Source organism: Elusimicrobiota bacterium (assembly GCA_026388095.1).
GTDB lineage: Bacteria > Elusimicrobiota > Elusimicrobia > UBA1565 > UBA9628 > UBA9628.
Genome location: JAPLKL010000040.1, coordinates 144,834 through 156,964, shown reverse-complemented (window position 1 = coordinate 156,964; position 12,131 = coordinate 144,834). Strand labels below are relative to the sequence as shown.

The 12,131-nt window shown below is 67.2% G+C and carries 9 protein-coding genes and 1 pseudogene; 2 read left to right on the top strand and 8 right to left on the bottom strand.

Translation table 11 applies throughout. The features are described from left to right. From NTY77_09350 to NTY77_09315, 8 genes and pseudogenes are all read right to left on the bottom strand, one after another. A partial coding sequence (locus NTY77_09350; protein MCX5795685.1) for a prepilin-type N-terminal cleavage/methylation domain-containing protein occupies nucleotides 1-138 on the bottom strand: 138 nt, incomplete at its 3' end. Between the two features lie 346 nt (nucleotides 139-484). Continuing rightward, a pseudogene (locus NTY77_09345) lies at nucleotides 485-583 on the bottom strand (prepilin-type N-terminal cleavage/methylation domain-containing protein). 84 nt (nucleotides 584-667) lie between these two features. Then, complete coding sequence (locus NTY77_09340; protein MCX5795684.1) at nucleotides 668-2,446, bottom strand: tetratricopeptide repeat protein; 1,779 nt, start codon at nucleotides 2,444-2,446, stop codon at nucleotides 668-670. Continuing rightward, nucleotides 2,443-4,053 carry a glycosyltransferase family 39 protein gene (locus tag NTY77_09335; GenBank protein ID MCX5795683.1) on the bottom strand — a complete coding sequence of 537 codons (1,611 nt, stop codon included), beginning with the start codon at nucleotides 4,051-4,053 and terminating at the stop codon, nucleotides 2,443-2,445. The genes NTY77_09340 and NTY77_09335 overlap by 4 nt, the downstream gene beginning before the upstream one ends. Before the next feature lie 27 nt (nucleotides 4,054-4,080). Continuing rightward, nucleotides 4,081-5,802: a glycosyltransferase family 39 protein gene (locus tag NTY77_09330; GenBank protein ID MCX5795682.1), complete on the bottom strand. Its 1,722-nt coding sequence runs from the start codon at nucleotides 5,800-5,802 to the stop codon at nucleotides 4,081-4,083. 42 nt (nucleotides 5,803-5,844) lie between these two features. After that, nucleotides 5,845-6,441 (bottom strand): thymidine kinase, encoded by a 597-nt coding sequence (locus tag NTY77_09325; GenBank protein ID MCX5795681.1) that lies wholly within the window; start codon nucleotides 6,439-6,441, stop codon nucleotides 5,845-5,847. After that, nucleotides 6,438-7,460, bottom strand: a complete 1,023-nt coding sequence (rfbB, locus tag NTY77_09320; GenBank protein ID MCX5795680.1) for a dTDP-glucose 4,6-dehydratase — start codon at nucleotides 7,458-7,460, stop codon at nucleotides 6,438-6,440. The genes NTY77_09325 and rfbB overlap by 4 nt, the downstream gene beginning before the upstream one ends. After that, entirely contained in the window at nucleotides 7,461-8,438 is a 978-nt protein-coding gene (locus NTY77_09315) for an SDR family oxidoreductase (protein ID MCX5795679.1), read from the bottom strand. A 77-nt stretch (nucleotides 8,439-8,515) separates the two neighbouring features. Between NTY77_09315 and NTY77_09310 the strand changes: the two genes are divergently transcribed. Continuing rightward, nucleotides 8,516-10,366 (top strand): tetratricopeptide repeat protein, encoded by a 1,851-nt coding sequence (locus NTY77_09310; GenBank protein ID MCX5795678.1) that lies wholly within the window; start codon nucleotides 8,516-8,518, stop codon nucleotides 10,364-10,366. Further along, nucleotides 10,363-12,129, top strand: coding sequence for a tetratricopeptide repeat protein (locus NTY77_09305; GenBank protein ID MCX5795677.1), 1,767 nt, complete (start codon nucleotides 10,363-10,365; stop codon nucleotides 12,127-12,129). Before NTY77_09310 ends, NTY77_09305 begins: the two co-directional genes overlap by 4 nt. Nucleotides 12,130-12,131: the final 2 nt, after the last annotated feature.

Here is a 12,131-nt window from a genome sequence, read left to right as displayed (position 1 = left end):
GGTCACCTCGGCCACGCGGCCCTTCTCCACGACCTTGAAGTACTGCGGGACGGCGACTGCGGCGAGGATGCCGATGATGAGAACCACCACCAGCAACTCGATGAGCGTGAAGCCTTGGGTCCGCCTCTTGTTCGTCATATCCCCTCCCTTCCTTCCCCTGTCATTGCGGCAGCAAGTCGTTCACGGCATTGGCGGCGTTGGAGCTGAAGATCCCGGTGAGCGAGTTGAAGGTGACCGTGTAGGCGCCGTAGTTGGCCGGGGCGCCCGCGTTGCGGGTGATGGTGACCGTCCAGCCCGCGGTGGGAGACCCGCCTACCACGGACGCGGCATTGCTGAAGTACTTGAAGTTGGGCAGGGACGCATCCAACATGTTGGCATCGCCGGCGTAGTTGCTCCGGTACAAGCAGTACCGATCCTGGGCCCGCCTCAGGGTGCTCACGTAAGCCACAGCCTCGGAGACGCGTCCCTTCTCCAAGACCTTGAAGTACTGCGGGATGGCGACTGAGGCAAGAATGCCGATGATGAGGACCACCACCAGCAACTCGATGAGCGTGAAACCTCGGCTTCTATCCTGGGTCCTCATAACCTCCACCTCGACGAATCCAGCCATGGACATTATGCATAAACCACATGTATTTTGTACAACCGAAATGTGGGCGAATTGTGTTCAGCGCCGCGTGCGGGGAGGCCGCCTCAGGTCGAGCCGGGCCTGCTCCAAGACGGCCAGATGACGGGGTTCGTCCGGCGCCAGCCTGGCGGCCGCCTCGAGCCAAGGGACGGCCTCGGCGAAGCGGCCTTGCCGGGCCAGCATGGCCCCGAGATTGCCCTGCGCCTGGGCGGCGCGCGGATCGAGCGCCACGGCCCTGCGGAATCGCTCCAGCGCCTGGCCCGCTTCCCCTTGTTCCGCCAAGACCACCCCGAGGAGATCATGCGCCGCGCTCCGATCCGGCCGCTCCCGGACGAGGCGCTCGAGCCGCAGGCGCGCCTCCGGAAGCAGACCGGCTCCGGCCAGGGCCTTGGCGAGGCACAAAGTGGCCAAGCCATCGTCCGCTCCGGACCGGCGCAGGGCCGCCCGCGCGTAGGAGACGGCGGAACGAGGGTCGCCGGAGCGGATCAGGGCGTCGGCCAGGTTGAGATTGGCGTTCAAGGAATCGGGATATTGGGCCAGGACGGCGGCCCACAGCCTGACGTCATCATGGCAGACGTGGATCTGGGCCTGGACCAGCCCGGCGTTGACCGCCGTGGCCAAGCCCAGCGCGGCGGCCGCGCAGGACCAGCGCGACCAGAAGCGGCGCCCCTTCCAGTCGCGGCAAGCCTGAACCGCCGCGCCCCCGGCCAAGAGCGCCCAGCCCAGGCAAGACAGATAGGAATAGCGCAGCGCCACGAGCTGGGGTCCGTTCTGGAGCAAGCCCAGCACGGGCGCGAGCATCGCCAGGTAATACGCCCAAGAGGCCGCCGCGGCCCTGCCGGAGACCCCGCACCGGCGCAAGGCCCAGGCCGCCGCCGCCAGGACGAGCAGGCTCCGCCAGACCATTGGGTCCATGAGGCTCAGGCTCTCCGGGAGCGGGTACAGGGCGCACAGACGCGCCGGCACCACGGTCTTCTCCAGATAGAACCCCAGCCCGTGCAGGCTTTGCGCCAGGCGGCTGGCCAGGCCGTGCTGGGCCATCGCGACGAAGTTGTGGGTGATCGCCTGCGCGCGAATGGCCATCAACGCGGCTGCGGACGCGATGAGGAGATACGGGACCTTTTCGACCAGCACCCCGACCGCCGCTCCGGGCCGCGCCGGCAGCCGCCGCAGAGGATAATAGTCCAATATGAGGAGGACGACCGGCAGGGGCACGACGCTGGGCTTCGACAAGGCGGCCAACGCGAAACACGCGGCCGAGGCGGACATGAGCCCCCAGCGCCGCCCGGGCTCTCGGGCCTGGGCCCGCACGTAGAGCTGGAGCGTCGCCAGGAAGAACGCCCCGGCCAGGAGATCGCGGCGCTCGCTGATCCAGGCCACGCTCTCGACCCGCAAGGGATGGACTGAGAAGACCAGCGCGGCCAGGGTGGCTCCGGCTCCCAGCGCGGCGCGGTCTTCCTGAGGGAAGACCCGGCCGAGAAGCAGCCGGGCCAGCCCGTAGAAGAGGACCGCGTTGGCGGCGTGCAGCAGGAGGTTCGTCAGATGATAGCCGAACGGGTCCAGCCGCCACGCCGAGTAGTCCATCGCGTAGGACAGCCACGCCAGCGGCGTGAAATTGGACATCCGCGAAGTGGTGAGCATCCAACGCAGGTGCCGGGCGTCCCAGCCCCGAAAACCAACCGTGTCGGCCACCAACGCCCAATCGTCCCACACGAACTCGTTGCGCAGGATGCCGGCGAAGCAGAGGCAGGCCAAGAGAAACAGCGCCAGACCCAACCCAAGGCCTGGCCAGTCACGGTCTTCAGGAACCCGGGTCATCGAGGCTCCTTGATGCGATACACGGTTATGTCCGGACCAAAACGGCCCTCGACTTCACCACGGACCGCATAGACAGGCTCGGTCTCCTTGAGGACCCGGGCCATGAAGGCAGCGCGCTGCGCCACCGCCTTCGGGAACCACCGCAGGTTCTCCGGGACCGCGGAGAAGGCCGCGTCGAAGTAGGAATTGAAAATCAAATAGCGCACGCCAGCCGCGCGCAACTCATCAAGCAAGCCCGGATAATAGACGAAGTCGCGCTCCGGGCTCCTGCCCAGCCCCGCGGGCAGGTCATGGATCCTTTGACCTGCGTCCGGTATCGTGCCCAGCCGCAGGGGGAGCGCAAGGAAATCGAGAGTATAGAATGGGGAAAGGTAGACTGAGGTACCGGGAGGGATGCTGCGTCTAGCCCACGCCCGCGCCTCGTCATTAGTCGAAGGACGGCTGAGGCGGAAGAGGTAACGGGCAGACTTGGCGGCTGGCACCGCGGCCACGAGCATGAAAGCGGCGAGGAGAGCGGCCGTGCGCAGACGCGGAACGACCTTATCAGCCGCACGCTCCAGGAGCCAGCCGATGAGGACAAAAAGCGCGGGCAGGATAGGGATCAAATAGCGGATCGTCTTGGCATGGCCCGGCCTTGATGCGCAGGCCAAGTAGAGCAGCGCATAAAGGCTGTAAAGGAGAAGGGGGAATCCAAAACGCGCGCTCAGCCCGCAGACTGCGGCGACCAGCCCCAAGATGAGGCAGCCAGGTCCGAGGTTCGCCGCGAGGGAGCTTCCCAGCCAAGGCGTCTCCCAAGCCGGGGTCCGTGAAAGGAGATAATCGAACCAGCCCAGTTGGACCTCCCCGATGGTGCCCCGGGACTGGACCACGCTTTCCAAATAGAAACCGTGGAGATAGTCCCGCCAAAGGAGCGGGAAATAAGGCGTCGTGATAAGGAAGGCGACGATGGCCGCTGCAAATGCGGCGCTCAGGCCGCCATAAAGCGTTCTCCGGCTCTGGTAACGCGCCGCGGCCACGAAGACGGTCAACATCAAGAACGGGAGAAGAAAGAGTCCAGTCCACTTGGCGCCTATCGCCAATCCGGCCAATGCCCCGGCCCCGGCGTAGGCCGCCGGACGTCGTGGCAGACGGGCCAGTATGGTCAGGACTCCCATCATGAAGCAAGCCGCCATGCAGTCCGTCGTGGGCAGGCGGGAGAAGGTCAGGCAAACCGGGCAGAGGAGGCAGAGGATCGCGGCTATGACCCGACCCGCCGGCCCCGTCAAGGGACGGGCCGCGAACCAAGAGAGCACTGGCAAGGCGGCCCCGAACATCGCCGCGACCGCATAGGCCGCCAGATAGCGGCCGTAGGCGGACCTGAGGTCCAGGGCTTGGTATAGGATCGCCAAAGAATTCACGAACAGCCCGGGATAATGGCAGTCGATGGGCTTCAGATTCCCCGCCGCGACCATCATCGCCGCTTGTATCACGAACTTGAATGCATCCACCCAGACGACCTGGGGAAGCCCGTAATCCAAGCGGTAGAAGCGTGAAGCCAAAGCGAGAACGGCCGCCCCGCTCAGGGTTGCGACCTCAAGGCGGGAGATCTTCTGTTGCAGGTCGCTCACTTGACGGCTCTTGCCCGATCCGGCGGCTCACTCCGGCGGCGTTTTGGCATTATAACCTTTGACAGGCCCCCTTGCGGGTCTGTCCTGCTCAGAAGGCCGCTGATGCGGTCGGATGGCGGCACGGCGATAAAGGTACAGCCGTTCCGTGCGCCAGGAAAGAGGGGAGAAGAAGCTCTCCTCAGCCAACAACTCGTGCGGCGGACGGGGCGGCGTCTTGAAAGTGACGACCGCCTGAGGCGCCCTTAAGCAGCTGAGCGCGATATCGCCCATGGAGATACGCTGGCCCGCGGCCGAGCGCCGGCGCAGTTCGGCGTTGACGGCGGCCTCGTTGTAAGCAAAACACCAATCGCCGTCGGCATGGACCTCGCTGGCTGGCAATCCTGCGGCCACGGCGTATTCTCCCAGCCTCCAAGCCGCAGCCGTGGCGCGCAGATAGTCAGACGTCCCGGCCCAGGAGAACACGGCCATAAGCGCGGTCCCGATGCCCAAGGCGGCCTGCGCGCGGCGGCGGCCGCTGGCCGCGACCTGGCCGCAGAGCAAAAGCGCGGGGACCAACACCAGCATATAGCGGTTGAATATAAAGGCGCCGAACATCATCATGCCGAACTGTGGCGCGAACGTCAAAGTCGCCAGTGCGCCGGCCTCGGGGACAGGACCTTCCGCGAGGGCAAGTCCCACGGTCGCCAGCGAGACCCAGGAGAGGCCGCTGAGGGCCATCCAGAAGCCGGCGCCCTGGAGGAAGAAGGGCGGGCGGAAGTCCATGCCGTTGATGTTGTAGCAAGCCATGCCCCAACGGCCCCACGGGAGAGGGGCATAGGGCAGCCCGCCGTGGGAGAGCATGAAGAGGGCCACGGCCGCGGACACGACTGCGATCGGATACCAGCGCCGAGCCGGCAGGCGCCGCAGCCTTTCCAGAGGACGGTCGCACCAGAAAGCTGCGGCCAGCGGGATGCTGAAAAGACCGCAATAAATGAGAGTGACGGCCAAGCGCTCAAAGATCAACGCTGCCGCGCCGGTCAGGTTTGGAACGTCATCCCAGAGCCAAAGATAGATGTTCCCGGTCGGACCGTGCCAGAGGCGCAGCCAGGCTTGATGGCCGGCTGCGGCAGCCAGCGGGATGGACCACACGGCCCACAGGTTGCGTCGCTCCCGTGAGAGTTCGCGCCAATAGTAGACGCTGAGGCCCGCCGGGATGCAGATGGCGGTCTGGCGGATGCCGTAAGCCAGGGCCGCGAAAAGGGAGCCGGCGAGCAGCCAGCGCCGGTCGCAGCGGCCGTCGCGGCAAGCCCTGCGGCTCAGGGCCAATGCGACGAGTCCGAGCGAGAGGGCCGGAACATCGGTCATGAAGCTGGGGCAGAAGGTGAAGAACAAAGGGTTGAAAGCGAAAAGCAGGGCCGCCGGCAGGACCAGGCCAGAGTCCCCCTCTGGCCGCTGCTGCCGCAAGAGGTCGTAGAACGCCAGCACGCCGAGCCAGCCCAAGACGAGGGTCGAGAGGCGCAAGGGGGCATAGCCGGGGCCGAACAGGACTCTGAAAAGCGCGCCCCACCAGGCCTGGACGACGAAGTTGGGGGTGGCGCTTATGGGAAGTTGGAGGCCGCCCCGGAAGATGGAGCTGACGGCCGAGGCATAGACCCAGTCATCGTCGAGGGCGACGTTCTGGAAAGGCGGGAGGAGCAGGACGGCCAGCCAGTAGACGAAAGTCAGGATGAACGGGCCGCGCCAGGACAGCCTGGATGGGGGCGAAGTCATCGGATCACGAGGCCAAGGCTGGATATCTTATGGTCCAGGACACTAACGCCGGAAACAGGCCCGGCACCGGGCCTCGTACTTGTCCCCGGTGCCCACCTCGATGAGCTTCTTGTTGTTGGAGAGGCGCTGGGACCGGTTGGCCGGACTGCCGCAGACCGAGCAGATGGCGAGGTTCTTGGTCACGAACTCGGCCACACCCATGAGCTGGCTGGTGACGGGGAAAGGCACGCCGCGGTAGTCCTGGTCCAGCCCCGCCACGATGACGCGCCGGCCCTGGTCGGCCAAGGTCTCGCACACGCCGATGACGGCCTCATCGAAGAACTGCACCTCGTCGATGCCCACCACCTGGGTATCCGGCTGGACCAGGTCCAGGATGTCCTTGGCCTTGGCCACGGCCTGGCACGGAGTCTTGGAAGAATCGTGGGACACGATGTGGTCCTTGGCATAGCGGGTGTCCAAGGCGTGGTTGAACACCTGGACTTTCTGGCGCGCGATGGTCGCCAGCCGCAGGCGCCGGATGAGCTCCTGGGTCTTGCCCGAGAACATCGAGCCGACCACGGCCTCGATCCAGCCTCCCGCCTGTCCCCAATGCAAAGGCGCCGCCGGTCGATGGCCGACCTTTCCCCGTGCCCGCTTCATTTGGAGGTCCTCCCTCGGAGCCTTGCCGCGTACTGCCGGCTGTAGTATCGGCGGTAACCGCCGCCTTTCTTGAGCGGCCGCCACCAGGCCTCGTTGGACCGGTACCAGTCCACGGTGGCCTGGAGGGCTTGGGTGAATCCGTAGGCGTGCCGGAAGCCGAGGCTCTTGAGCTTGGAGCAGTCCAGGGCGTAGCGCCGGTCATGGCCGGGCCGGTCCGGCACCCGGCGCACGTGCTGCGGCCCCACCCCCATGATGCGCCGTACCTGCTCGATGAGCCCCAGGTTGGTGGAGGAGTAGGTGCCCCCGATGTTGTAGATCTCCCCCGGACGGCCGCGGCGCAGGATGAGCCAGAGCGCCCGGGCATGGTCGAGGACGAAGAGCCAGTCCCGGACGTTGCGGCCGTCCCCGTAGAGCGGGAAAGGCTGACCGTCGATCCAATTCGTGACCATCAGCGGCAGGGCCTTCTCGGGGTATTGGTAAGGGCCGAAATTGTTGGAGGCCCGGGTCACGACGGCGGGCAGGCCGTGGGTCCGGACATAGGAGCGCACCAGCAGGTCCGAGGCGGCCTTGGAGGCGGCGTAGGGGCTGTTGGGCTCCAGGCGGTCCCCCTCCCGGGAGAGCCCCCGAGCCACGCTGCCGTAGACCTCGTCCGTGCTCACGTGCACGAAGCGGCCGACCTTGTGGCGCAGGGCTGCGTCCAGGAGGACCTGGGTGCCGATGACGTTGGTGCGCAGGAAGGCTGCGGCGTCGAGGATGGAGCGGTCCACATGGGTCTCGGCCGCGAAATGGACCACGGCCTCGGCCCCCTCGATGCACCGGCCCACGACCTTGGGGTCGGCGATATCGCCCCTGACCCAGCGGTACCTGGGATGGCGGGACAGGTCGGCCAAGTTGGCCGGGTTGCCCGCGTAGGTGCAGAGGTCGAGGTTGACGATGCGGGCCCGCCGGTCCGCGGCCAGCAGATGCCGGATGAAATTCGAGCCGATGAAGCCCAGCCCGCCGGTGACCAGGAGGCGCATCTAGGCGGCGACGGCCGTCTTACGGCCGCGGAAGTAGTGCTCGACGAAATAGTCCCAGGTATCCCGCAGTCCAGGCTCGAGCCCCATCACGGGCTTGTAGCCCAGAAGGCGGCGGGCCTTGGAAATGTCCGCGTAAGTCTTGCGCACGTCGCCCTTGCGCATGGGGTGGTGCCGGCGCTCCAGTCGCCGGCCCACGATGGCCTCGATGACCGCGATGATGTCGAGCAGCGAGTAGCACTTGCCGTTGGCGATGTTGAAGTTCTCGCCGACGCCTTTCTTCGCGACGGCAGCCAACAGATTGGCCTCGACCACGTTGGCCACGTGCGTGAAGTCCCGGGATTGCTTGCCGTCCCAATGCACCTCAAGAGGCACCCCCATGTAGGCCTGCTCCATGAACTTGGGGATGACCGCCGAGTAGAGCGACTCCGGATCCTGACGCGGGCCGAAGACGTTGAAGTAGCGCAGGCTCACGGTCTCCAGGCCGTAGGTCTTGGTGAAGAGCATGGCGTAGTGCTCGCCGGCGAGCTTCTGGGCGGCGTAGGGGGACACGGGCCTGGGGAGATGATCCTCGCGCTGCGGGAAGAGCGTGGTGTCGCCGTAGGCCGAACTCGAGGAGGCGTAGACGAAACGATTGACCTTGGCCTCGCGCGCGGCGATGAGCATGTTGAGGGTCCCGGTCGAGTTGGACTCGTGAGAGACGGCCGGGTTGTCCACGGACTTGGGCACCGAGCGCAGCGCGGCCTGATGGATGACAGTGCAGGCCCCTTTCACGGCCCGCCGACAATCCGCCAGTTCGCGGATATCGCCCCGCAGGAATTCGATCCGATCCCGGAAGGAAGCCATGTGCTCGGGCTTGCCCGTGCAGAGGTTGTCGAGCACTCGCACCCGCTCGCCCCGGCGCACGAGCTCCGCGGCGATGTTGGAGCCGATGAATCCGGCTCCTCCCGTCACCAGCCAAAGTCTGCCTTTGTGTATCATGGAAGTTGGTCCCAGTCTAGCATTTCCGCCGCTCCTTCCGGCAGCCGCCTTGTCCGCTCCCGGGGCAATGAGCTACGATGGTGGCGATGCCCCCCGAGCGCCAGGCTCCCGTTTCCCCGGCTCTTCTGGCCGCTCTCCTGGCCGTCGTCGTCGCGGCCGTTTTCTCACCGGCCCTGAACAACGGTTTCGTCAATTGGGATGACCCCCTCTACATAACGGGAAACCTCGGTTTCCGCGGCCTGGACTGGGGCCACATCAAGTGGATGTTCACCACCATGCATGGAGGCCTCTACCAGCCCTTCTTCTGGCTGTCTTTTGGTTTGGACTACGCCCTCTGGGGCCTCGAGCCCTTCGGCTACCATCTGAGCAACCTCCTCATCCACGCGGCCAACGCCGCGGTCTTCTTCGCGGTGGCGGCATCGTTGCTGGAGCGCATCGCCCCGCCGCCCTCGCCGGCCGGAGCCCCGCGTTGGCCGCTGCTGGCCGGAGCCGCCTTCTCGGCCTTGGTCTTCGCCTTGCACCCCCTGCGCGTGGAGTCGGTCGCCTGGGTCTCGGAACGACGCGACGTCCTCTCCGGGTTGTTCTATCTGCTCAGCATCCTGGCCTACCTGCGCGCGGCGGACCGGGTCTCCGGGGAAGAAAGCTGGTGGCGCCGCCAAGGTTGGGCCCTCCTGTGGTTCGCCGCGGCTCTACTCTCTAAAGCCATAACCATCAGTTTGCCCTTGGTGCTCATCCTCCTGGACATCTACCCCCTGCGCCGGCTGCCGCCGGCTCCCGGGAACTGGGGCGACGCACGGACGCGCCCGGTGTGGCTGGAGAAACTCCCTTTCCTGCTGCTCGCCGCGGCCGCCGGAAGCATCTCGTCCTTCAGCCAGAGGATGGTGGGGACTCCGCTCTCCTTGCAGTCCTGGGGCCTAATGCCCCGCGCCTGCCAGGCCTGCTACGGCTTGGTCTTCTACCTCGGCAAGACCCTGTGGCCCGCCGGACTCTGCGCATTCTACGAGACGCCGTTCCCCCTGCTCCTGTGGAAATGGCCTTACTGGGCCTGCGCCGCCATCGTCTGCGCGCTCACCGCAGCAGCGCTCTGGGCTTGGCGCCGTTGGCCGGCGGGCCTGCTGCTGTGGTCGTTCTACGTCGTCAGCCTAGCGCCGGTGCTCGGCTTGTTCAAGCTGGGCTACGCCAGTCTGGCCGCCGCGGACCGCTGGGCCTACTTCGCGTGCATGGGCTGGGCCCTAGCGGCGGGAGCGGCCATCGAGCGTCTGCTGCGCCGGGACCTCGTGCTGGTCCGCGCCGCAGCCCTGTCTTCGGCCGCGGCGATCCTCGTGGCCCTCAGCGCGCTGACCGCGCGCCAGATCCGAGTCTGGAAGGATTCCGTCACCCTTTGGAGCGCGGTCCTGGCGTTGCATCCGGATTCCTCACGAGCCCACGGCTGCCTAGGCGAGGCCTTGATCGACGAAGGCCGTTGGGACGAAGCCGTCTTCCATTTGCGCAGGCAGCAGGCCAGGCTTCCGGGGGAGACGACCTATTCCCAGGACCTAGCGATCGCCCTGTCGCGGCGCGATCGGCGCAAGGCCGGCACTAAGGCCGGCACCGCGAGATACTACAACAACGTGGCTGCGGAACTGGCCGGGCAGGGCCGGTTCCCTGAGGCCGAACTGGCGTTCTCCAGGTCCCTGCAGGCCGATCCTGGCCTCGCCCTCACCCACTCCAATATGGGGCTGTGCCTGTTTCGAGAGGGCCGGCCCGCCGAGGCCGAGCGCCACCTCCGCAGGAGCATCCGGCTCGATCCTCGGGCCGCCGATGCCTTCGCGGCGCTGGCCGCGGTCCTGTCCGCTCAAGGCCGAGTCATGGAGGCCGCCGCCGCCCGGCGGCAGGCTCTGGCGCTCCAGTCCGGTCGGACGCCGAGGAGCGCTCCGCCCAGACCATGATGACGATGCCCCCCGAGCCGCGGCCCCCCATCTCCCCGGCTCTCCTGGCGGCCCTCCTGGCCGCCCTGGTCGCGGCCGTTTTCTCACCGGCCCTGAACAACGGCTTCGTCAATTGGGACGACACCCTCTACATTAGGGGGAACTTCGATTTCCGCGGCCTGGACTGGGGCCACCTCAGGTGGATGTTCACCACTTTGTACGGCGGCTTGTACCAGCCCCTCTACTGGCTGTCCCTGGCTCTGGACTACGCCCTCTGGGGCCTCGACCCATTCGGCTATCACCTGAGCAACCTGCTGATCCACGCGGCCAACGCTGCGGTCTTCTTTGCTGTGGCGGCATCCTTGCTGGAACGCATAGCCCCGCCGCCGTCCCCGACCGCGGCCCCGCGTTGGCCTCTGCTGGCCGGAGCCGCCTTCTCGGCCCTGGTCTTCGCCCTGCATCCCCTGCGCGTGGAGTCGGTCGCCTGGGTCTCGGAACGGCGCGATGTCCTCTCCGCGTTCTTCTATCTGCTCAGCATCCTGGCGTACCTGCGCGGGGCTGACCGGGCCTCCGGAGCAGGCGGCTGGTGGCGCGGCCAAGGCTGGGCCCTGCTGTGGTTCGCCGCAGCCCTTCTCTCCAAGGCGCTGGCCCTAAGCCTGCCCTTGGTGCTCATCCTATTGGATATCTATCCCCTGCGCCGGCTGCCGCCGGCTCCCGGGCGCTGGGGCGAGCCCGGGACGCGCCCCGTGTGGCTGGAGAAGCTCCCGTTCCTGCTGCTCGCCGCGGCCGCCGGAAGCCTGGCGACCCGCGCCCACGGGATGGCGGGGTCGACCCCCTTGCCCTTGCAGTCCTGGGGCCTCATGCCCCGCGCCTGCCAGGCCTGCTACGGCATGGTCTTCTACCTCGGCAAGACCTTGTGGCCAGCCGGGCTCTGTGCCTTCCATGAGCTGCCGCTGCCCCTGCTCCTGCGGACCTGGCCTTACTGGGCCTGCGCCGCCCTCGTCTGCGCGCTCACGGCCGCAGCGGTCCGGGCTTGGCGCCGCTGGCCAGCGGGCCTCCTGCTGTGGGTCTTTTACGGCGCCAGCCTCGCGCCGGTAATCGGATTGGTCAGGATGACCAACACCACGCTCGCGGCCGCGGACCGCTGGACCTACTTGGCGTGCCTCGGCTGGGCCGTCGGAGCCGGAGCGCTCCTGGAGCGGCTGCTGCGCCGGGACCGGCCGCTGGTCCGCGCCGCGGCCCTGTCTTTGGCCGCGGCGCTGCTCATCGTCCTCAGCGCGCTGACCGTGCGCCAGCTCCGAGTCTGGAAGGATTCCATCAGCCTCTGGAGCGCGGTGCTGGCGGTCTATCCGGATTCGACCTTCGCCCGCGACACGCTCCGGCAAGCTCTGACCTACAAGGACAGCCCCGCGCAGCGCTACAACAACATGGGCGCGGACCTGGCTGGGCAGGGCCGCCTCGCGGAAGCCGAGCTGGCATTCTCCCAGTCCCTGCGGGCGGACCCGAACCTCGCCCTGACCCACACCAATATGGGGCTCTGCCTGCTCCGGGAGGGCCGGCTCGCCGAAGCCGAGAGCCGCCTGCGCAGGAGCATCCGGCTCGACCCCCGGGACCCCGATGCCCTCGCCGCGCTGGCCGCGGTCCTCGCCGCTCAAGGCCGGACCGAGGATGCCGCCGCCGCCAAGCGGCAGGCTCTGGCGCTCAGATCCAGCGAGGTCCGGTCTCGCCAGGACCTGAGCCTCCTGACGCGTCGGAGGCCGGGAAGCCCACCGCCGAGGCCCTAGCC